Source organism: Romboutsia sp. 1001216sp1 (assembly GCF_039841805.1).
Taxonomy (GTDB): Bacteria; Bacillota; Clostridia; order Peptostreptococcales; family Peptostreptococcaceae; genus Romboutsia_C; species Romboutsia_C hominis.
In genome coordinates, this window is the sequence record NZ_JBDPHA010000007.1 from 156,518 (window position 1) to 178,507 (window position 21,990).

Here is a 21,990-nt window from a genome sequence, read left to right on the forward strand (position 1 = left end):
TTTTGAATACACTATTTTAGCATTTTTTTATTATTAAACTAGTGCCTTGTCCACCACCTATACAAAGTGTAGCAAGTCCTAGGTTAGCATCTTCTCTTTTTTGCATTTCATGTATTAAAGAAACTAATATTCTACATCCACTAGCTCCTACTGGATGCCCAAGCGCTATTGCACCACCATTTACATTTACTTTTTCCATATCAAAGTCTAATCCTTTTGATACTGATAAAGCTTGTACTGCAAAAGCTTCATTTGCTTCTATTAAATCTATATCATCTAGGTTTAAGTTTGCTTTTTGAAGAGCTTTTTCTGTTGATGGAACTGGACCATAACCCATTATAGATGGATCAACCCCTGCTGAAGCATAAGAAACTATACTTGCTAATGGTTTTAATCCTAATTCATCACACTTTTCTCTACTCATAAGTATAACCATAGCACTACCATCATTTATTCCTGATGCATTTCCTGCACTAACAGTTCCATCTTTTTTAAATGCTGGTCTTAATTTAGATAATCTTTCTATAGTAGTGTTATGCTTTGGATGCTCATCAGTATCAAATACAATAGGATCACCTTTTCTTTGTGGTATTAAAACTTCAACTATTTCATCCTTAAATCTATTGTTTAATTGAGCCTGTTTAGCTTTTTCCTGACTTAAAAGAGCAAATTTATCTTGTTCTTCTCTAGTTATACCAAACTTTTCTGCTAAATTTTCTGCAGTTATCCCCATGTGGTAATTATTAAAGGCATCTGTTAAGCCATCATTTACTAAAGAGTCAACTATTTTATTATCCCCTAGTCCATATCCATATCTACCTCTATTTAATAAATATGGTGCATTACTCATACTTTCACATCCACCAGCAAGTACTACATCACAATCTCCAAGAGCTATAAACTGTGCTGCCATACTAACTGCTCTAAGGCCAGAACCACAGACTTTATTTATAGCAAGTGCTGGAGTTTCTACTGGGATATTAGCTTTTATAGCAACTTGTCTTGCTACATTTTGTCCAAGACCTGCACTTAATACATTACCTATTAACACCTCATCTATTATTTCAGGATTTATATTAGCTCTTTTTATTGCTTCTTTAGCCGCTATACTTCCTAATTCTACAGAGCTTACATCTTTAAGTGCCCCACCTAAAGAACCTATAGGAGTTCTAACTGCTGATACTATAACAACTTCTCTCATATTCTTCCTCCCTTGACAATATCAATTATTTTTATTTATTTAATGAATTTTATAATTAGTTATTGATAATCATAAAATCCTTTTTTAACTTTTCTTCCTAACATGCCACCTCTAACCATTTTTTTAAGAAGTGGATGTGGTCTATATTTTGAATCCCCAAATTCACTATATAGTACTTCCATTATATTTAGGCATACGTCTAGACCTATAAGATCACCTAATGCTAATGGTCCTATTGGATGATTTGCTCCTAACTTCATTGCATTATCTATATCTTCTGCACTTGCAATACCTTCTGCAAATATTCCTATTGCTTCATTTATCATAGGTACTAAGATTCTATTAACTACAAATCCTGGTGCTTCAGATACACTTACAGGAGTTTTATTTAATTGTTTACATAATTCAAATATCGTATTGTGGGTTTCTTTTGATGTTAGCATACCATCTATTACTTCTATTAATTTCATAACTGGTGCTGGGTTGAAAAAGTGCATTCCTATTACTTTTTCAGGTCTATTAGTGCTTATTGATAGGTCTGTTATCGACAATGATGATGTATTTGTTGCAAATATTGTTTCTTCTTTACATATTCCATCTAGTTCTTTAAGTAATTGTTTTTTGATTTGTATATTTTCAACTATAGCCTCTATTACTAAATCACAATCTTTTGCTTCTTCTAATTCTATAGTTGAATTAAGTCTGTTTAATATTTCATTTTTTTCTTCTTTTTTTATCTTTTCTTTTGCTACTTTTCTTTCTAAACTTTTTGTTATTAACTTAATCCCTTTTTCTATACTGTCATTGTTTAAATCTCTAAGTATTACTTGATGTCCATTAGATATAAGTACTTCTGCAATACCACTTCCCATAGTACCGCTTCCTATTACCATTATTTTCATGATATTTCCCCCTATAATGAACTGCTTACTTTTTTATCACAATGTATATTAAATTTTGGATCTCTTTTTTCTAAAAAGGCACTCATACCTTCTTCTTGGTCATAACTTGCAAAACATAGCCCAAATAGATAGCTTTCTAGATTTATAGCATTATCTATATCTATTTCATACCCTTTATTTATAGCATTTTTAGCATACCTTACGGCAAGTTGACCTTTAGATGCAATAAGCTTTGCCATATCTATACATTCTTCTAGTAAAGTTTCATGCGATGTAACTTTATTTACTAGATTTATGTTTAGTGCATCTTCTGCTTTTATTATTTTGGCACTGTATATAAGTTCTTTAGCTTTCCCTATTCCAACTATTCTAGATAACCTTTGAGTTCCCCCAAATCCAGGTAATATACCAAGATTGACTTCTACTTGTCCAAATTTTGCTTTTGTGCTTGCTATTCTAATATCACAACTCATAGCAATCTCTAATCCTCCACCTAGGCAAAATCCATTTATCCCCGCTATTATAGGCTTCTCGCAGTTTTCTATTTTTCTAAACAAGTCATTTCCAGTTTTTGAAAATCTTCTCGCTTCTTCAAAATTCATATCTTTCATAGCTTCTATATCTGCCCCTGCTACGAAAGCTCTTCCTTGACCTGTTATTATACCTACATAAATTTCCTCATCTTTTTTGATGATATCAATAGCCATATCTAATTCTTTTAATACTTCTTCATTTAAAGAATTCAAATATTCTTCCCTAGCTATATTAATTATGTATATATTCCCCTCTTTAGTGCAAATTAAATTTTTAAACATATTTTTTCCATCCTTATATCCTATTTACTAATAGTAACACAGATGTCCTATTTCCTCTCTTAGCAATTTAGTAATTTAGTGATTTATAATTACAGCTTTGAACCAAATTTTTCCTCATGTTCTTAATATTCTGCATTTATTTTCATATTCCTTCTTTTATTTTTATTTTTTTACATTTTTAATTTGTAGCTAAAATTTTAGGATAAATATTTTCTTATGTATTATATTCTGTATTTATTTCTATATTCCTTCTTTTATTTTTATTTTTTTACATTTTCTTTTTATAATATATAATATTCTACTTTATTCTTCATATTACCTCTTTATATTTTACATTTTTTGTATATTATTTTTTTTATATATAAGTCAGTATTACATATACTTATAATTATTAATAAGCATCATTTGTTATTAATTAAAAATTTTTATCCTAATATTTATTAATAAATTTTATATATATTATTTTTTATATATAAATATTCTTCGCTTTCTCTTATACTCCTTCTTTTTTATAAAAATTTGTCATATAAAGTTTGAAAATAGACTTTTTTTGAAAATTTTCTATAAATAAGAAAGAGGCTAATCTTTAATTAAGATAGCCTCTTTCTTATTTATAGTATACCTTTTTCTATTTCTTCTTTAACTTTTCCCATTTCTTCAGGAGGTAATTTTTCTATAGTTATACCAGTAGCTGCGTATATTAAAGATATTATAGGATTTATTAAGTTTAAAAATGCAAATGGTAAATAAGCAAATGGGTGAATTCCTAAAGTTACCCACATATAAGCCCCACATGTATTCCATGGGATAAGTGGTGATGTTAGTGTTCCACTATCTTCTAGTGCCCTTGATAAATTTTTTGGATGATATCCTCTTTTTCTAAATTCATTTTTATACATTCTTCCTGGTAAAACTATTGATAGATATTGGTCTCCAGTCGCTAAATTTACTCCTATACAAGATACTATAGTAGCTAAAACTAATCCAAAAGAACCTTTTGCAAATCTCAAAAGTGCACTTGATAGTGCCTCTAGCATTCCCGTTTTTTCAAGTAATCCTCCTAAACTAAGTGCACATAATATAAGTGAAACTGTCCACATCATAGAATCAAGACCACCACGACTTAATAGTGCATCAACATCAGCTACTCCTGTTTCTGATACATATCCATAATGAGCAGCTCCTACTATATCAGTTAAATTAGATCCTTGACAGAAATATGCAAATATTCCACCTAGTAGTGTTCCTATTAATAATCCTGGTATCGCTGGTACTTTACATATGACAAGTATTATTACTAAAATAGGTGGGATAAATAGTATCGGTGATAAAGTATTATATGAATCACTAAGTGTACTTCTTATAAGTTCAATATTTGCCATATCAAGTTCTTTGCCTGCATATTTCATACCTATTATTCCATAAAGTATAAGTGCTATTATAAGTGCTGGTCCAGTAGTGTATATCATATGTTTTATATGTTCAAATAGCTCTGATCCTGCCATTGCTGGTGCTAAGTTTGTAGTATCCGAAAGTGGTGACATTTTATCTCCAAAGTATGCCCCAGATATTATAGCTCCTGCTACAAGTGGAGCTGGCATTCCAAGGCCTTGCCCGATACCAATAAGTGCAATACCAACAGTTCCTGCTGTAGTCCAAGATGATCCAGTAGCAAGTGATACTATTGCACATATTATTGTAGTTGCTGGTAGGAATATTGCTGGTGATAATATTTCAAGCCCCCAATAAATCATTGATGGTACTGTTCCACTTAGTATCCATGTTCCTATAAGTGTACCTACTATCATAAGTATAAGTATCGCCTGCATTGCCATCTTTATAGTTTCAAGTATTGTTACTTCTAACTCTTTCCAGCTAAACCCTAGCCTAAATATTCCAACACAACCTACCACAAGTGAACCTATTATAAGTGGTATATGTGGATCCGCATCGAGTTTTATCAGTGAATATGCTAATACTATAACTAAAAGTATTAATGGTATTATAGATTCTATAAGAGTTGCCTTTCTCTGGGTTTTTGGTTTTGCTTTCAAAATATTCCCCCCTTATTTTTATATTTTATTAATCTATATTAAATTTTCTGAAAATTATACCAATTCTTTAGTTATTTTTAATATATTCATGTATAATAAACTCTATAAATTCTATATTTATAACTTTTATAATATTTAACTTAATAATTCATATTTTTATCTATTTCCTTTGTTTATCTTTAGGAACTACACAAGTTCCAGTAGCTTTACATACAACTATAGGTCTTAGTAATACCTCTCCTGCTGAATCGCTTATATCTGATGCTGATTGTATAACCTTTCTCGCTTCAAAATTCATTTTTCTAGATGTGGTTCCAAAAGATATTAATTCTCCACTAACCTCAATATAGTCTCCTGCATATACAGGTGCTAAAAACTCTATATTGTCATAAGATCTAAATAAGCCTTCATCTCCATCATGCTTTATAAGTATTTCTGTGGCCGCATCTTTAAATAATTTAAGTATCTTTGAACTATCTACTACATTTTTGCCATAGTTAGCATCATTTTTCCCTATCCTAACTCTTATTAAAGACTTCATTTACTTGCCCCCTTCCTTAATTTAATTTTTAACCTTTACTAAATACTATGAAATAGACTTAGATATATATTACATAAACAACTATATATTAATTTGTAAAAAATACTACTTTTGTAACATGTAAAAAAGCACTAAAAATCATAATTATAATTTTTAGTGCTTTTTTACATGTTGATTAACTTATTATTAGTGTCTTATTTTTTATATTCATTATCAGTTTTAGTTTCTTTTTCTGTAGAAATCATTTGCACATAAACTTTAACTCCATCTTCTTTAGTTCTAGCTTTAAACCAGTTTTCTATAGTAGGTATACTTTTACTTAAGGTTTCATCATTTGTATATAGTATAAGTACCGGTACTTCTTTTGAACTATTAGTATCACTAGTTACATATCCTAAATATACTTCTTTTATCTGAGGATAAATAACTTTTATTTCTTTTGATATTTCTTGCACATTTGTATCTTCTTTTATATCACCTGTCTTATTAGATACATTATTATCCTTTATAAATATATTACTTTGATTTTTTATATCAGATATATACTTTTCTATATCAGATATGCTTCCTTCATCTTGCTTTATTATTAAATCCATATCTTTAAATCCATAATTATGTAAATTATTTTCTAAAATTTTAAATTCATTTCTTGATATTTTTTCTCCAATTAATGCTAAAGTTATAGTGTTATTTTTTGTATTTATGTTTTTTTCTATTACATATTGATCTTTTAATTCTGTATTAATAAAAGCATCTAAATTACTTTCATCTATTGTTTCTTGTATCATATTAAGTGCAGAAAATACGCTAGGTATCATAACTATTACAGCTGTAATTAATATAATTCTTTTTACCTTATGTTGTTTTTCATCATCTAAATTAGTTCTAGCTGGTAAATTTAATGCTTTTGTAACTATAAAAGTTGACGTTATTATAAAAAAGCAATTAATAAAAAATAAATATCCTGCACCAAGAAATATATGATAATTTTTAGTAGCAAGTCCATATCCTGCTGTACAAAGTGGTGGCATAAGTGCAGTAGCTATAGCAACTCCCGGTATTACGTTACTAATTTTATTACGAGTTAGTCCAACCATTCCTGCTATACCACCAACAAAAGCTATTATAACGTCCCATATAGTTGGACTAGTCCTTGCTAATATTTCACTACCTGCTGTTGTTATTGGTGTTATTGAAAAATAAAATGTAGATGTTATTATACTTATAAAAACTGATATTGTTAGTATTTTAAAAGCTTCTTTTAATAACTTTAAATTATAAGTACCTACACCATAGCCTATACCTATAATAGAACCCATAAGTGGTGATATAAGCATAGCACCTATTATTACTGCAGTAGAGTTCATATTAAGTCCAACAGATGCTATTATTATTGCACATATTAGTATTATAAAGTTTGCACCGTGTACATTCATTCCTTCTAATATGTTTTCATGTATCTCCTCATTGGTGGCTTGGTTTCTAGTAAATTCATATATAAAATTTTCTTTACTAAATTTCATAAATTTCCTCCTGAGCTATATAATGTCCTATTTAATATATTTAAATTTACTATATTATGGTACAATTTGCAAGTAATTAGATTTCTAATCTATATTATATATATTATTTATAATTTTATTGCCTTCGTAGCTATATAAGTATCTATATATTTTCCTAATATATCATCTTCTATCTTATCTTCATAAAATCCACCTATTACAAAACCTGCTTCAATTTGACCTCCTATTTGACTATAAAGTGTATGCCCAAACTCTAAAGGTTCTTTATTTTTTATAAATTCTTCTAGTTTTTCTTTTGGCAGTTGCTTTATATCTGAATAAGGTATAGTGTTTGCTACTGCTAAATTACCTTTTTCCCATTCATATAAATCGAATATATATACTATAGGATTTGTAAATCCAGCTATTAGCACACCACCCTTTGTAAGTACTCTGTAGCACTCTTTCCAAGTCTTTTCTATATTATCTATAAATGTGTTTGATACTGGATGAAATATAAAATCAAAGCTTTCATCCTCAAATCTTGATAAATCTCTCATATCACCTTGTTCTAAATCTATTTTAAGATTATCTCTTTTACTTACAAGCTCATCTTTTAATAGCTGTTCTTTGCTATTATCAAATACGGTTACATTTGACCCTAGTGCAGAAAAAATTGGTCCTTGTTGTCCTCCACCACATGCTAGGCAAAGTACCTTTTTATCCTTTATGTTCCCTATCCACTCTTTAGGTACTAATTTTGTTGGTGTTAATAATAGTTTATATTCTCCATTTCTTGCTTTATCTACATCTTCACTACTTACAGGCATTGTCCACTTATTTCCTTTTTTAACCTCATTATCCCAAGCATTACTATTATATTTTAATATATCCATATATCTCCCTCCTCTATTATAATTACTAACAATTCCTATAATTTTTCTCATCAAATTTTTTAAATTTATACAATTAAATATAAATACCATATTTTAACTAAAAAAGGATATCTCTTTTAATTCTTAAAACTTTTAGAGATATCCTTCGTCTACTAAATATATTTATCCAAATAAACTAAGAAGTATTCCTGCCGCTACTGCTGAACCTATAACTCCAGCAACATTTGGTCCCATCGCATACATAAGTATGAAATTGCCTGGATTTTCTTCTTGTGCTACTTTATGAGCAACCCTTGCAGCCATAGGAACTGCTGATACTCCTGCTGCTCCTATAAGTGGATTTACTTTATCTTTGCTAAATTTATTCATTAATTTTGCAAATAATACACCTGATCCAGTTCCTATACTAAATGCTATTATACCAAGTACAAATATTTTTATAGTTTGCATGCTTAAAAATATTTCTGCCTCTGCTGATGCTCCAACTGCTAATCCTAAAAATATAGTTATCATATTCATTAAAGCATTACTTGCAGTATCTGATAATCTATCTGTAACCATACACTCTTTAAGTAAATTTCCAAACATAAGAAGTCCTATCAATGTAGCTGCTGATGGCAATAATAGTGATACTACTATTGTTACTGCTATTGGAAATATTATTTTTGTTTTTTTAGACACCAACTTTGATTGTGTCATAACTATACTTCTTTCTTCTTTAGTTGTTAAAGCTTTCATAATCGGTGGTTGAATAATTGGTACTAGTGCCATATAAGAATATGCAGCAACTGCTATAGGTGCTAATAAGTGAGATGCTAACTTTGTCGTTAAGTATATTGCAGTAGGTCCATCAGCTCCACCAATTATTCCTATTGATGATGCTTCAAGCCCAGTAAACCCTAAGAGTAATGCTCCTATAAATGTAAAGAATATCCCAAATTGAGCTGCTGCTCCTAGTAACATGGTTTTAGGATTTGCTATTAATGGCCCAAAGTCTGTGCATGCTCCTACACCTAGAAATATTAGTGGTGGAAATATTCCAAGCTTTGCACCTTGATATAAATAATGTAAAAGTCCTCCTGGTGATTTAGTATTTATAGTTCCATTTATAGCTTCATTTGTTAATTCTAAATTACTAATTGATGATATTGGCCCATTCATAACACCTGCCAACGGAAGGTTTGTAAGTAACATACCAAAAGCTATGGGTACTAATAATAATGGTTCAAATTCTTTTGCTATTGCTAAATATAATAAAATACAAGCAATAAAAATCATAATTATTTGTTGCCATGATATATTAACAATCCCCATAGATGAAATAAAATTATTTATAACTTCTATCACGGGTAAGTCCCCCTTTTTCTATTCTAGGAAATTGTAATTTTCCCTATTCTGATAAGTTTGATTTTACGTACTATAAAAACTCTCCTCTATCTTAATCTTTTGCTCAAATTATATGTAATATAAAGTATTTGTAGTTTTATTATAATCTAAAGTACTATTTTATAGATAAAAGTATATCTCCAACACTTACAGATGCTCCTTTTGAAACATTAACAGATGTAACTGTTCCGTCAGAATCTGCCATTATTTCATTTTCCATTTTCATAGCTTCAAGTATTAATAAAACTTGACCTTTTTTTACACTATCTCCTTCTTTGACTTTAACATCGCATATAGTTCCTGGCATTGGAGCATTTACTTGACCAGAACTATTTGAGGCTTTAGGTGATGATTGAGCTTTATTTTGTACTTTAGATGCTTTATCTATTTGGTGTGTACTTTGTGCTTGTGGTACTTTTGAAATATGACTCGCTACGCTACTTAGTTCTTCTACTTCTACTTCATATGTATTTCCATTAACTGTTATATTATATTTTTTTATCATTATTAAACTCCCCCTGCTACTTTATTTAGTAGTACTTTTAGTCATTCTTTCCCAATTTGTTTTTGAGTTATTAGTCCTAGATATTTTTCTTACTATTATATTATTTGTACTATTTCCAGTTGAAGCTGCTATTGCTGCAGTTATTACGGATACTAATTCTTCTATACTTTCATCTTTTTTAAATTCATTACTTTCTGTCATAGTTTCTTTCTCAGTACTATCCTTAAGCTTAGCTTGTGATTTTTCACTTTGAAGTAACTTTATTATAGCTGTTATAACTAATAAAATTATAAAAACTACGCTCATAGACAGTAATGCTACACTAACACCTGCTAATAATGTTTCTCCTATTGATAATGTTATTGTAGGATCTTTTAAAGTTTCTAATAATTGACTAATATTCATATATTACCACCTTCCTATAAAGGTATATTTCCATGTTTTTTAGGCGGTCTTTCTTCTCTTTTAGATGATAATGTATCAAGTGCATCAGCTATTCTTACTCTTGAGTATGCAGGTTCTATTACATCATCTAAATATCCTCTTTCTGCTGCTTTGTATGGAGTTGCAAACTCATCACTATATTCATTTATCTTAACTGCTCTCATTTCTTTAGGATTTTGGGCATTTTTTATATCATTTTTAAATATTATATTTGCTGCACCACTTGGTCCCATAACTGCAACTTCAGCACTTGGCCAAGCAAGTACCATATCTGCTCCCAGATCTTTTGAACACATAGCAAGATATGAACCACCATAAGCTTTTCTAGTTATTAAAGTTATTTTTGGTACTGTAGCTTCACTATATGCATAAAGCATTTTTGCACCATGTCTTATTATCCCTCCATACTCTTGAGATGTTCCTGGTAAAAATCCTGGTACATCTACTAATGTAATTATCGGAATATTAAAAGCATCGCAAGTTCTTATAAACCTTGCACTTTTATCTGATGCATTTATATCAAGTGATCCTGCCATAACTTTTGGTTGATTTGCAATTATACCAATACTTTCTCCGTTTACTCTTGCAAATCCAGTTATCATATTTTGTGCAAAATATGGTTGGACTTCATAGAAATCACACTCATCTACTATTTCATATATTATTTCTTTCATATCATATGGATTTTTGGCATCATCTGGAATTATGCTGTTTAATATATCATTTTTTCTATTGGCATCATCTATTGTATCTATTATTGGAGCTTTCTCTGAGTTGTTTGATGGTAAAAAACTAAGCAGTTTTCTTATTTGTTGTATACAATCCTCATCGTTATTTGCTATAAAGTGAGCTACTCCAGAAGTAGTATTATGAGTAGATGCTCCACCTAAACTTTCAGCACTAACTTCTTCACCTGTTACTGTTTTTATAACCTGTGGACCTGTTATAAACATTTGACTAGTTTTATCTACCATATATATAAAATCTGTCAGTGCCGGTGAATATACTGCACCTCCTGCACAAGGACCCATAATTGCAGATATTTGTGGTACTACCCCCGATGCTATTGTGTTTTTATAAAATATCTCTCCGTATCCAGCTAATGCATCAACGCCTTCTTGTATTCTAGCTCCTCCTGAATCGTTAAGCCCTACTACTGGAGCTCCAACTTTAAGTGCCATATCCATAACTTTGCCTATTTTTTTAGCATGCATCTCACCTAAAGACCCACCAAGTACTGTAAAATCTTGTGCAAATGCACAAACTAATCTCCCCTCAACTTTACCATATCCGCATATTACACCTTCACCTGGTACTTCTTGTTTTTCCATACCAAAATTTGAACATCTATGTTTTACAAATGCATCTAATTCAACAAAAGTATTTTCATCAAATAATAAATTTAATCTTTCTCTTGCAGTTAATTTTCCTGATGCATGTTGTTTATCTATTCTCTTTTGCCCACCTCCTAGTTCTATCTTACTTCTTTTTTCATAAAGTAGATTTAACTTTTCTTGTGACACAAAACCACCCCCAAAACTTTAGTTAATGTATTAAATGGTAAAGCAAATTTTATTTTCTTTCGCTTAGCTCAAGTAACACTCCATCAGTTCCTTTTGGATGACAGAAAGCTATTTTTGCATTTCCTGCTCCATATCTCGGTACTTCATCTATCATTTTATACCCTTTAGCTTTAACTTCTTCTATTGCTTTTTCTATATTATCTACTCTTATTGCTACGTGTTGTATTCCACCGCGTCCATTATTTTTATCTATAAATTTAGCTATAGGTCCATCTTCAGTAGTTGATTCTAGTAATTCAAGTTCAGTATCTCCAACTGGTAAAAATGCTACTCTGACTTTTTGTTCATTTATAATTTCTGTACCTTCACAATTTATTCCTAATACATCTTCATAAAATTTTAAACTTTCTTCTAAGTTATTTACAGCTATCCCCACATGATCTACTTTTAATATTTCCATAGTTTCCTCCTAATCATTAATTATCTTTTCAACTAATATATCGCTAAGCGAATATATATCTATTTCCTTAGTTATAGTTTTATCTAAAAGCTCATTGACTTCGTTTGTATATTCTAGTTCTTTAACGAGCTTTGAAATCTTTCTTTGTACTAATTCTTTTACTTCTAATTTGTTTCGCTCAAATCTTTTTTTAGTTAGTTCGCCACTACTTTCTAAATAATTTTTATGCTTTATTATATTTTTAAAAGTAGTATCTATACCTTCTCCAGTTTCTGCTACACATAAGTTTACCGGTGGTCTAAATTTCCAATCTTTTTTAAAATCAAGCATCATTTCTATTTCTAAGGCTGTTTTTTTCGCTCCATCCTTATCAGCCTTATTTATAACAAATACATCTCCAATTTCCATAACACCAGCTTTTATTGCTTGTATATCGTCTCCAAGACCTGGAACCATAATCATAAGTGTAGTGTCAGAGTTTTTTACTATATCGATTTCCGATTGCCCAACTCCTACAGTTTCTATAAATATAAAGTCACACCCATAAGCATCAAGTATTTTTACAGCAGATTGTGTTGCATTTGATAGACCACCTAGGCTACCCCTTGTCCCCATAGACCTTATAAATACACCTTTGTCTAAGCTTAAATCATTCATTCTTACTCTATCTCCAAGTATTGCTCCTTTTGTAAAAGGGCTTGTTGGGTCTATTGCAATTATACCGACTTTGTTTCCTTTACTTCTTATGTGTTTTACTAACTTATCCGTCATTGTAGATTTTCCTGCACCGGGAGGGCCTGTTATTCCCACTATATAAGCCCTTCCAGTATATTTATATATTTCTTTTAGGTACTTTTCATATCCATTTATTTCATTTTCTACAATAGTAATAAGCCTAGCACAATCCCTTTTTTTACCTTCTATAACTTTTTTTACTATATCACTCATAATTTCACCTTTATTATAATTCTCTTTTGAGATTTTCTTTTATAAACTCTATAGTAACTGTTGTTGGAGTTCCTGGTGTAAAAATTTGTGCTATACCTTTTTCTTTTAAAAAAGGTATATCTTCTTCTGGAATAACGCCTCCACCTATTACCAAAATATCGTCTGCCTCTTCAGATCTTAATAATTCTACGACCTTTGGTAATAAATGATTATGTGCACCAGATAGTATGCTCATAGCCACAACATCTACATCTTCCTGGATTGCAGCTTGAACTATTTGATATGGAGTTTGACGAAGGCCTGTGTATATAACTTCCATCCCTGCATCTCTTAGTGCTCTAGCTATTACTTTAGCTCCCCTGTCATGTCCATCTAAGCCTGGTTTTGCAACTAATACTCTTATTGGTCTCATTTGTATTCCTCCTTAAATCACTATATCATTACCGTTTGTTTATATTCACCAAATTCAGCTCTCATAACTTTGCATATTTCCCCTAATGTGGCATAACTTTCTACTGCATCTAGTATATATGGCATTATATTTTCATTGGAGTTACAAGCTTTTCTTAAAGCTTCTAAGTTTTTTTGTACTTTTTCATTATCTCTACTCTCTTTTAATTTTCTTATCTTTTCTTTTTGTCTTTCACCAACCATAGGATCAACCTTGAGAAGTCCCTTTGGAGCTTCTTCTTCTATCTGGAATTTATTTACTCCAACTATTATTCTTTCATTATTTTCTATTTCTTTTTGATATCTATATGCACTATCCATTATTTCTTGTTGAATAAATCCTTTTTCTATGGCTTGTGGTGCTCCTCCTAAGTTGTCTATTTTATTTATTAATTCTAAAGCCTTTTGTTCTATATTATTAGTTAAGCTTTCTACATAATAAGAACCAGCTAGTGGGTCTATGCTATCTGCTACTCCACTTTCATTTGCCACTATTTGTTGCGTTCTAAGTGCTACTCTTACTGAATCTTCTGTTGGTAGAGCTAATGCCTCATCTTTTGAATTAGTATGAAGTGATTGTGTTCCTCCAAGAACTGCTGCTAATGTTTGAATTGCTACTCTTACTATATTATTTTCTGGTTGTTGTGCAGTTAGTGTACAACCTGCCGTTTGGGTGTGAAATTTAAGCGACCATGATTTTGGATTTTGTGCATTAAATCTTTCTTTCATTATTTTTGCCCATAATCTCCTTGCTGCCCTAAACTTTGCAACCTCTTCTAATAAATTATTATGTGCATTAAAGAAAAATGATAATCTTGGCGCAAAATCATCAACATTAAGTCCTGCTTCTATAGCAGAATTAACATAGGCTATACCATCAGCTAAAGTAAATGCTACTTCCTGAACTGCATTTGCTCCAGCTTCTCTTATATGATACCCTGATATACTTATAGTGTTCCATTTTGGTACCTCTTTTGAACAATACTCAAATATATCAGTTATTAGCCTCATAGAAGGCTTTACAGGGAATATATAAGTTCCTCTTGCTACATATTCTTTTAATATGTCGTTTTGAATAGTTCCTCTTAACTTATTAGCACTTACACCTTGCTTTTTGGCTACTGCTATATACATTGCAAGAAGAACTGATGCTGGTGCATTTATAGTCATCGATGTTGATACTTTATCTAGTGGTATTGAGTCAAATAATATTTCCATATCAGCTAATGAATCTATACAAACTCCAACTTTGCCTACTTCACCTTCAGATATATCATCATCTGAGTCATATCCCATTTGAGTTGGTAAATCAAATGCTACTGAAAGTCCCATAGAACCTTGTTCTATTAAATATTTGTATCTTTTGTTTGATTCTTCAGCAGTTGCAAATCCAGCATACATTCTCATAGTCCAAAACTTACTTCTATACATTGTAGGTTGAACACCTCTTGTAAATGGATATTGCCCTGGATAACCTAAATCTTTTTCATAGTCCATATTTACATCAATTGGTGTATATAGTCTTTTTACTTCTTCTCCTGTATCAAATGTAAATATTTCTTTTCTTTCTGAAAATTTACTTAAACTCTTATTAACCTTATTTTCTTCCCATTTTTTTAAGTTTACTTGTATCTCATCTTTGTTATTTGTCATAAGCTTCCCCCCCTATACCTAATTAATAAAATTAAAATATTTTAATATTTTATTAAACTTTTAATTTATTTTGATAGTGAAATTCCTCTTTCAAAAGCTTTTTCATTTAATTCTTCTGTTCCTTTTGGAACTCTACTTAACATAGATTTTTTTACTTGTTCTGTATCTATTTCTGGTATCATATTGCATATTACTCCAAGTGCTACCATATTAGCTACCATTTCTTTTTTTAATTCATACTTGCTTGTATATATAATAGGTAATTTTAATACCTTAATTTTATCATCATTAATTATATCTTTCTCATCAATAGAAGAATCTAAAATTATAATTCCATTATTTTTTACTGTGTGATAATATTCATCAAATGCCTTTTGTGTTAAACATAATAGCATGTCAGCTTTTCTTACCTTTGGAAAATTTATCTCTTCATCACTTACTATTACTTCAGCCTTACTAGCTCCCCCTCTAGCTTCAGGCCCATATGATTGGGTTTGTACTGCATTTAGATTTGAAAGTATAGAGCCTTCTGCAAGTATAACACCTGCTAGAATAAGTCCTTGACCACCAGAACCACTAAGCCTAACTTCTTTTCTCATAATATAATCTCCTTATACTTACTTGAATTTATTTAAAATTTTTTCATATTCCTCAGTATACTCTGGCATAACACTATCTTTAAATACTCCATAAAATGATCTATTCTCTAATTTTTCTTTGGGTAATTTATCTTTAATAGATACATCTAAATAATTTTCTTTTAATAAATTCATTAAGGATACTGCTGACCCTTTCTTATTTTTTCTTCCATAGTATGTTGGACACAAACTCATTCCTTCTATTAAAGAAAATCCTTTATGATTTATTCCTTTTTTAATATAATCTATCATTTGCTTTGCATGATATGCTGTAGCCCTTGCAACAAATGTAGCTCCTGCTCCTATTGCTAGCTCACATATATCAAAAGGTCTGTCAATATTTCCATATGGTGCTGTTGTGGATAAATCATTAGTGTTAGTAGTTGGAGAGTATTGACCGCCTGTCATTCCGTATATATTATTATTAAATACTATTGCTGTTATATCTATATTTCTTCTACAAGCATGTATTAAATGATTTCCTCCTATTGCACTACAGTCACCATCACCAGTTATAACTACAACATGCATATTAGGACTTGCAAATTTTACACCTGTTGCAAATGGCAATGCTCTACCGTGAGTAGTATGAAGTGTATTAAAGTTTAAATATCCAGATGCCCTTGATGAACATCCAATACCAGATACTATACAAACATTTTCCTTAATAAGACCTAACTCTTCTATAGCTACAGCTATAGATCTCATTAATATCCCATGACCACATCCAGGACACCATATATGTGGCAGTCTATCCATTCTAAAATTATTTTCTATGACTGTACTAGGCATCTTTTTACCTCCAATATTTTATCTACAATTTCTTCTGGAGTTATAATATCTCCATTATATTTGTTGATTCCATAAATATTACAGTCTTTTGAACTTACCCTTTCTACTTCTAACCTTATTTGTCCACTATTTAATTCAGGTACATATATATTTTGAACTTGCTTACTTATTTCTCTCATCTTTTCTTCAGGAAATGGCCATACCGTCTTTATACTTAAAAGTCCAGCTTTTATGCCTTCTTCTCTTAGTATATTTACTGCATCTTTGCTACATCTACTCATACATCCAAAAGTAACTATAAGTTCTTCACAATCTTTTGTTTTATATTCCTCATATGTTAATATGTCATCTAAGTTACATTCTATCTTTCTTATAAGTCTATCCATTAATATTTTTGTTTTCTCTATGCTGTTAGTTGGAAACCCTACGTCATCATGCATAAGTCCTGTTACATGATATTTATAACCATCTGTAAAATTTGCCATAGGAGGTACCAAGCAATTTGAATCATAAGCCTTATAGTCTTTTTTAGATGCTGTAACTTTTATTCTATCTATCACTTCTAATTCATTTATTTCTGGTATTTCTACCTTTTCTCTCATATGTCCTATAACTTCATCTAAAAGTAATATAACTGGGGTACGGTATTTTTCTGAAAAGTTAAATGCTTTTACTGTCATATCAAATGTGTCTTTAACGCTTATTGGAGATAATACTATTATTGGATGGTCACCATGAGTTCCCCACTTAGCTTGCATTAAATCACCTTGCGCTGGAGATGTTGGAAGCCCTGTACTTGGACCACATCTTTGAACATCAACAATAACACATGGTACTTCAGCTAAACATGCATACCCTATATTTTCTTGCTTTAGAGAAAAACCTGGTCCACTAGTAGCTGTCATTGATTTTAGTCCTGCAATTGATCCTCCTATAGTTGCAGCCATAGATGCTATTTCATCTTCCATTTGAATAAACTTACCTCCTACTCTTGGAAGCATAAACGATGAAATTTCTGCTATTTCAGTAGATGGTGTTATAGGGTACCCTGCAAAAAATTTCATACCTGCATAAAGTGCCCCATGTACACAAGCTTCATTTCCTTGTAATAACTTTACTTTCCTAGACATATTCTCACCTCTTTAATCCTCAGAAGTTTGTGCTATATATATAGCATAATCTGGGCATCTAAGTTCACATAATCCACAAAAAATACAATCTTTTTCTTTTTGTATTTGTACCTTACTATTTTCTAGTTTTAATACATCTTTCGGACAAAATTCCACACAGATTCCACAACTTTTGCACCACTTTTCGTTTAGCACAAGTTTCTTACCAGGCAATATTCTCCCTCCCCTTATAGTCTTAATGTTTGAAGATATTAAATATATATTTCTAATTATCTTTTATAGTTTCTAATATTTTTAACTCTCACTCTATTCCTATATATTCTTTTGGATTGCTGTATATTCTTTTATCTCGAATAAATATGAAGTAATTCAAAAGAATACCATCTTAACTTTTACTAAAATAATAATACATAATATAAGGTAAAAATTTTAAATATATTTATAGCAACTTTTTATTTTTATAAAATTAATTAACTTATGTTTTCTATATACTTAGAATAAAAAAAATACCATCAACATAAATTTATGCTAATGGTATTTTTATATGATTAAACTTATACTATTTATTTTCTAATTCATTAACTCTTTTCTCTAAATTAGAAATTTTACTATTTATTAATACTTTCTTTTCTTTATATTTTTTTATAAATTTATATATAGCAATAGGAATTAATATCCATATTAATATATTAAATACTTGGAAAAAAATTCATATGTAATAGACATAAACTCCTCCCGTACTATTTCCAATTTTTAACCGATTCTTCGTAATAATTTATAAGTTTAGGATGAGATAAAGTATTAGTATCAATACTTTCAATATCGATAACTTCATCCTGTGCAAAATTGAACATACTCTCAATAGAACCCTTGTTTAAATACTTGGTACTTACATTAACCTTAATATCATCCAAATTCAACTCTTGTTTTGAAGAAAGATTAAATCCCCATTCTCCAAAAGATGGCACTTGCACATGATATGGATATACATTAAAATCCTCAGATTTTAAAGTTTTATTTATACTCCAAAATGCTTTTCTAGCGTAATATGGGCTAGTGGATTGAACGGTCATTACTCCATTTTGAGTTAATGCATTTTTACATAGTCTATAAAATATATTAGTATATAATTTATTTAAACTATCATTGTTAGGGTCTGGCAAATCAACTATTATAACATCATAAACCTCTTTAGTATTTTCTAAAAATTCAAAAGCATCTTCATATACCAAATTTACTTTTTCACTAGATAAAGAGTTTTTATTAATCTCAGTTATAAGTGGGTTTGTTTTACACAAATCTACCATCTCTTTATCTATGTCAACTAAAGTAATATTTTTAATATCATCATACTTTAATAACTCACGAACTGCAAGTCCATCTCCTCCGCCTAGTATCAATACATTTTCATGATTTTTAACTATTCCCATAGGTATATGAACTAATGCTTCATGATATCTATATTCATCTTTAGATGAAAACTGTATGTTCCCATTTAAATATAACCTTAAATCATCCTTGTGTCTTGTCATAACAATCTTTTGATACTGCGTTTGATTTGATAATACAACTCTATCACGATATAGTGAATTTTCAATACTTTGAGATATATTTTCAGAATATAATACTCCTAAAAACATAAATACTAATGATATATATGAGACTATCTTAAACGTTTCAATATTTTTTATATAACTTTTATAATTATGAATTATAACTATAGCTATTACTATGTTTATCGTTCCCACTAAAAAAGATGTAGCAAAATACCCTAAAGTAGGAAGTAAAAATAATGGGAATAAAAGTGAGCCGATAAGTCCTCCTATATAATCAAAGCTAAATACATTTGATAAAGTTACTCTTAAATTATCACAATTTTCCTCTATAATTCTTGTAAGTATAGGAATTTCAAGTCCTACTAAAGTTCCTATTAGAACTATCTGTATATACATAATAAATTCACTAGAAGCTATATATACATTGGATAAAAATAGTATTAATGAAGATATTCCTCCTAGTATACCGACAGCTATTTCAACAAATACAAAAAAGTCAAATAGGTTCTTTTTAACATATTTTGAAATATGAGAACCTACTCCCATAGCACACATATAAAGCCCTATTGTTATAGAAAACTGCTTTATACTATCTCCTAATAAGTATGAGCCTACAGCACTTATTAAAAGTTCATACACTATCGAACAGCCTGATATTATAAGTGTTGTAAGCATTAAAATCTTGTAATTAAATTTATTATTTACCATTACTGTATAGCACCACTAATTAGTATAGCAAGACCTATAAATATTCCTGAAACCATAAGTCCTGCTGCACTATTTCCATTTCCAATTTCTTCATTTAGGTTATATTTTTTATTAAATACTAACATTGATAAGTAACCTAATATACAAAGTACTATTCCAAGTACAAAGTATATAACTGTTGAAGTTAAATCTTGTAGTATTGTTGTATTTGTATTTTGATTAACTGGAGATGCTATAACACTTCTTAAAAGTATTCCTACTGCTATTGATGATGCTGCACTTATATATCCTACTGCTTTATTTCCTCTTTTTATTTCTGTTGGAAAGTGACAAGGTATAGCCAAGTCTACTAAAAAGTTTCCAACTAACATAAGTATAAAACCTATTACTGAATAGATTATCGTTCCTAAAATACCTTCCATATATTCCTCCTATTATTTACCACTACTAAGTCCACCACCAGATGATGTTCTTGAAAATACACTACCTCTTTTAACACTTTGATTTGAAGTTTGTAGTTCTCTGTATTTATTATTAAAATCTTGAGAGACTATGTTTCCTTTATAAGTATTAAATGGAGATATTCTTCTTTTGTATTTGCTGTAGTCATTTCTATATCCAAATGTATAATAAAAATCTCTATAATATACATTTGATGAAGAGTGACTTGTATTATATAGATCATTGTTGCTAACATACATATATTCTCTAGGACATACTTGTATATATGTCTTATCATCCATCCCTATATAAACTACAGCATATTCATCCTTTGTAAGTATAGCCACACTATACTCATCATCACTACTTTGAACTTCTTCTATTAAAGTTGTTGCTTTATCTATTATATCTTTTGCTGATTCATCCATGGACATAGATGTATAATATACATCTGCTTTTAGTTTACTATTAGCATCTGAAGTTATAGATGTGTAATAAGTATATTTTGATGAGTTATTTTTAAGGTAGTTTTGTATAAAATTTTTATCACTTATAAACATATATACTATTAATATAATTATAGGTATTGAAAGTAATAAAGCATATTTTAGATATTGCACTTTTTTCTGTTCTTTTTTAGGATTGTTTTCTTCTATGTAATCATCTTGTAGTATTTCTATATTATCTACTTCAATGCTTTCACAATAGGTAACTTCATCCTCCCAAATTTCTACTGAAAATATTTTTTTAGATTCTTTATGTTCATATTCTTTAAATACTACTTTTTCATATAAATCTACATCTGCTTTATAAAAGTTTGTAACTTCTGCTTTTAAGTCTTCTTTTAATTTGTATCCCGACTTGTATAATGTGTTTTCTGATTTTTGATGGGTTTCTTTAAATAAATATAAATAATCATAACTTATTCCAACACTTAACCATAATACGCTATTATTATCGCTTAAAATTTCGTATTCTATAAAAGTTGAACCTTCTTCATCTTTGTATACTATATAAGAAATTATTTTATATACATTAGATTTTATTTTTATCCTTTGCCCTATTTCTAATTGCCTAAAACTAGCATTAACCATAATTTCACCCCCCTATTTTACATATTTTACCATATATTTATTATATCATATAAAAATTTCATTTTTTAAGATTTGTATACAAATTTCTCTTTATATATCCATATTTGTTATTTAAGTTTTTTAATGTTAGATGCACTTTAAAATATCCCATATAAGCAAAACTTATATGGGATATTTTAATCATAATTATTATATATTTTACATTAACTATTTCTACTTCTTTTTTGTCTATGTATATTCTCACATAATAAACTTTCATCTAGTCCACCTCTATAATAGGCTATTATAGTTTCTAAATCTATATTAGTTTCTTCTATAATTATTTTAACCTCATATATAGTTGGATTTTCA

At 29.6% G+C, this 21,990-nt stretch carries 22 protein-coding genes; all 22 read right to left on the reverse strand.

Translation table 11 applies throughout. The annotated features are described in order from the left end of the window. Nucleotides 1-16 precede the first annotated feature (16 nt). The gene (locus ABHC41_RS08965; protein ID WP_195237810.1) at nt 17-1,201 is read right to left on the reverse strand and encodes an acetyl-CoA C-acetyltransferase; all 1,185 of its coding nucleotides are present in this window, start codon (nt 1,199-1,201) and stop codon (nt 17-19) included. Between the two features lie 59 nt (nt 1,202-1,260). Further along, nucleotides 1,261-2,103: a 3-hydroxybutyryl-CoA dehydrogenase gene (locus tag ABHC41_RS08970; protein ID WP_271893085.1), complete on the reverse strand. Its 843-nt coding sequence runs from the start codon at nt 2,101-2,103 to the stop codon at nt 1,261-1,263. An 11-nt stretch (nt 2,104-2,114) separates the two neighbouring features. Next, on the reverse strand, nt 2,115-2,918 hold the full coding sequence (locus ABHC41_RS08975; RefSeq protein WP_195237811.1) for an enoyl-CoA hydratase-related protein: 804 nt from the start codon (nt 2,916-2,918) through the stop codon (nt 2,115-2,117). A gap of 611 nt (nt 2,919-3,529) precedes the next feature. Continuing rightward, on the reverse strand, nt 3,530-4,972 hold the full coding sequence (gene nhaC / locus ABHC41_RS08980) for a Na+/H+ antiporter NhaC (protein ID WP_092925681.1): 1,443 nt from the start codon (nt 4,970-4,972) through the stop codon (nt 3,530-3,532). Between the two features lie 160 nt (nt 4,973-5,132). Then, nucleotides 5,133-5,513 (reverse strand): hotdog domain-containing protein, encoded by a 381-nt coding sequence (locus tag ABHC41_RS08985; protein ID WP_166505479.1) that lies wholly within the window; start codon nt 5,511-5,513, stop codon nt 5,133-5,135. A gap of 194 nt (nt 5,514-5,707) precedes the next feature. After that, entirely contained in the window at nt 5,708-7,036 is a 1,329-nt protein-coding gene (locus ABHC41_RS08990; RefSeq protein WP_166505480.1) for a DUF389 domain-containing protein, read from the reverse strand. A 107-nt stretch (nt 7,037-7,143) separates the two neighbouring features. Further along, nucleotides 7,144-7,911 (reverse strand): class I SAM-dependent methyltransferase, encoded by a 768-nt coding sequence (locus ABHC41_RS08995; protein ID WP_166505481.1) that lies wholly within the window; start codon nt 7,909-7,911, stop codon nt 7,144-7,146. Between the two features lie 162 nt (nt 7,912-8,073). Next, nucleotides 8,074-9,225, reverse strand: coding sequence for a sodium ion-translocating decarboxylase subunit beta (locus tag ABHC41_RS09000; RefSeq protein ID WP_243240021.1), 1,152 nt, complete (start codon nt 9,223-9,225; stop codon nt 8,074-8,076). Nucleotides 9,226-9,412: 187 nt separating this feature from the next. After that, nucleotides 9,413-9,802 carry a biotin/lipoyl-containing protein gene (locus tag ABHC41_RS09005; RefSeq protein WP_207733558.1) on the reverse strand — a complete coding sequence of 130 codons (390 nt, stop codon included), beginning with the start codon at nt 9,800-9,802 and terminating at the stop codon, nt 9,413-9,415. A gap of 21 nt (nt 9,803-9,823) precedes the next feature. Next, nucleotides 9,824-10,207, reverse strand: coding sequence for an OadG family protein (locus ABHC41_RS09010; protein ID WP_166505483.1), 384 nt, complete (start codon nt 10,205-10,207; stop codon nt 9,824-9,826). Between the two features lie 14 nt (nt 10,208-10,221). Further along, a complete protein-coding gene (locus tag ABHC41_RS09015) occupies nt 10,222-11,769 on the reverse strand; it encodes a carboxyl transferase domain-containing protein (protein ID WP_271893091.1) in 1,548 nt (515 codons plus the stop codon). A gap of 49 nt (nt 11,770-11,818) precedes the next feature. After that, nucleotides 11,819-12,229 carry a methylmalonyl-CoA epimerase gene (gene mce / locus ABHC41_RS09020; RefSeq protein WP_166505485.1) on the reverse strand — a complete coding sequence of 137 codons (411 nt, stop codon included), beginning with the start codon at nt 12,227-12,229 and terminating at the stop codon, nt 11,819-11,821. Between the two features lie 9 nt (nt 12,230-12,238). Further along, entirely contained in the window at nt 12,239-13,177 is a 939-nt protein-coding gene (gene meaB, locus ABHC41_RS09025; RefSeq protein ID WP_166505486.1) for a methylmalonyl Co-A mutase-associated GTPase MeaB, read from the reverse strand. A gap of 13 nt (nt 13,178-13,190) precedes the next feature. After that, a complete protein-coding gene (locus ABHC41_RS09030; RefSeq protein ID WP_092925663.1) occupies nt 13,191-13,589 on the reverse strand; it encodes a cobalamin B12-binding domain-containing protein in 399 nt (132 codons plus the stop codon). Between the two features lie 20 nt (nt 13,590-13,609). Then, a complete protein-coding gene (locus ABHC41_RS09035; RefSeq protein ID WP_166505487.1) occupies nt 13,610-15,280 on the reverse strand; it encodes a methylmalonyl-CoA mutase family protein in 1,671 nt (556 codons plus the stop codon). A 65-nt stretch (nt 15,281-15,345) separates the two neighbouring features. Next, nucleotides 15,346-15,879 carry a 2-oxoacid:acceptor oxidoreductase family protein gene (locus tag ABHC41_RS09040; RefSeq protein ID WP_092925659.1) on the reverse strand — a complete coding sequence of 178 codons (534 nt, stop codon included), beginning with the start codon at nt 15,877-15,879 and terminating at the stop codon, nt 15,346-15,348. 18 nt (nt 15,880-15,897) lie between these two features. Then, the gene (locus tag ABHC41_RS09045; protein WP_271893094.1) at nt 15,898-16,710 is read right to left on the reverse strand and encodes a 2-oxoacid:ferredoxin oxidoreductase subunit beta; all 813 of its coding nucleotides are present in this window, start codon (nt 16,708-16,710) and stop codon (nt 15,898-15,900) included. Further along, a complete protein-coding gene (locus ABHC41_RS09050) occupies nt 16,692-17,840 on the reverse strand; it encodes a 2-oxoacid:acceptor oxidoreductase subunit alpha (protein WP_271893096.1) in 1,149 nt (382 codons plus the stop codon). The genes ABHC41_RS09045 and ABHC41_RS09050 overlap by 19 nt, the downstream gene beginning before the upstream one ends. A gap of 12 nt (nt 17,841-17,852) precedes the next feature. Next, complete coding sequence (locus ABHC41_RS09055; protein ID WP_207733559.1) at nt 17,853-18,053, reverse strand: 4Fe-4S binding protein; 201 nt, start codon at nt 18,051-18,053, stop codon at nt 17,853-17,855. Between the two features lie 527 nt (nt 18,054-18,580). Beyond that, on the reverse strand, nt 18,581-20,104 hold the full coding sequence (locus ABHC41_RS09060) for a polyamine aminopropyltransferase (protein WP_092925651.1): 1,524 nt from the start codon (nt 20,102-20,104) through the stop codon (nt 18,581-18,583). Next, a complete protein-coding gene (locus ABHC41_RS09065; protein WP_092925649.1) occupies nt 20,104-20,526 on the reverse strand; it encodes a DUF350 domain-containing protein in 423 nt (140 codons plus the stop codon). The genes ABHC41_RS09060 and ABHC41_RS09065 overlap by 1 nt, the downstream gene beginning before the upstream one ends. Before the next feature lie 12 nt (nt 20,527-20,538). Next, complete coding sequence (locus tag ABHC41_RS09070) at nt 20,539-21,639, reverse strand: DUF4178 domain-containing protein (RefSeq protein ID WP_195237816.1); 1,101 nt, start codon at nt 21,637-21,639, stop codon at nt 20,539-20,541. Nucleotides 21,640-21,990: the final 351 nt, after the last annotated feature.

Excerpts from the sequence above, each read along its gene's own strand:
- ABHC41_RS09060 (WP_092925651.1), bottom strand. The coding sequence starts at position 20,104 with ATGGTAAATAATAAATTTAATTACAAGATTTTAATGCTTACAACACTT.
- ABHC41_RS09035 (WP_166505487.1), bottom strand. The coding sequence starts at position 15,280 with ATGACAAATAACAAAGATGAGATACAAGTAAACTTAAAAAAATGGGAA.
- meaB (WP_166505486.1), bottom strand. The coding sequence starts at position 13,177 with ATGAGTGATATAGTAAAAAAAGTTATAGAAGGTAAAAAAAGGGATTGT.
- ABHC41_RS08990 (WP_166505480.1), bottom strand. The coding sequence starts at position 7,036 with ATGAAATTTAGTAAAGAAAATTTTATATATGAATTTACTAGAAACCAA.
- ABHC41_RS08970 (WP_271893085.1), bottom strand. The coding sequence starts at position 2,103 with ATGAAAATAATGGTAATAGGAAGCGGTACTATGGGAAGTGGTATTGCA.
- ABHC41_RS09005 (WP_207733558.1), bottom strand. The coding sequence starts at position 9,802 with ATGATAAAAAAATATAATATAACAGTTAATGGAAATACATATGAAGTA.
- ABHC41_RS09045 (WP_271893094.1), bottom strand. The coding sequence starts at position 16,710 with ATGCCTAGTACAGTCATAGAAAATAATTTTAGAATGGATAGACTGCCA.
- ABHC41_RS08975 (WP_195237811.1), bottom strand. The coding sequence starts at position 2,918 with ATGTTTAAAAATTTAATTTGCACTAAAGAGGGGAATATATACATAATT.
- ABHC41_RS09070 (WP_195237816.1), bottom strand. The coding sequence starts at position 21,639 with ATGGTTAATGCTAGTTTTAGGCAATTAGAAATAGGGCAAAGGATAAAA.
- ABHC41_RS08995 (WP_166505481.1), bottom strand. The coding sequence starts at position 7,911 with ATGGATATATTAAAATATAATAGTAATGCTTGGGATAATGAGGTTAAA.
- ABHC41_RS09030 (WP_092925663.1), bottom strand. The coding sequence starts at position 13,589 with ATGAGACCAATAAGAGTATTAGTTGCAAAACCAGGCTTAGATGGACAT.
- mce (WP_166505485.1), bottom strand. The coding sequence starts at position 12,229 with ATGGAAATATTAAAAGTAGATCATGTGGGGATAGCTGTAAATAACTTA.
- ABHC41_RS08965 (WP_195237810.1), bottom strand. The coding sequence starts at position 1,201 with ATGAGAGAAGTTGTTATAGTATCAGCAGTTAGAACTCCTATAGGTTCT.
- ABHC41_RS09040 (WP_092925659.1), bottom strand. The coding sequence starts at position 15,879 with ATGAGAAAAGAAGTTAGGCTTAGTGGTTCTGGTGGTCAAGGACTTATT.
- ABHC41_RS08985 (WP_166505479.1), bottom strand. The coding sequence starts at position 5,513 with ATGAAGTCTTTAATAAGAGTTAGGATAGGGAAAAATGATGCTAACTAT.
- ABHC41_RS09065 (WP_092925649.1), bottom strand. The coding sequence starts at position 20,526 with ATGGAAGGTATTTTAGGAACGATAATCTATTCAGTAATAGGTTTTATA.
- ABHC41_RS09050 (WP_271893096.1), bottom strand. The coding sequence starts at position 17,840 with ATGTCTAGGAAAGTAAAGTTATTACAAGGAAATGAAGCTTGTGTACAT.
- ABHC41_RS09010 (WP_166505483.1), bottom strand. The coding sequence starts at position 10,207 with ATGAATATTAGTCAATTATTAGAAACTTTAAAAGATCCTACAATAACA.
- ABHC41_RS09000 (WP_243240021.1), bottom strand. The coding sequence starts at position 9,225 with ATGGGGATTGTTAATATATCATGGCAACAAATAATTATGATTTTTATT.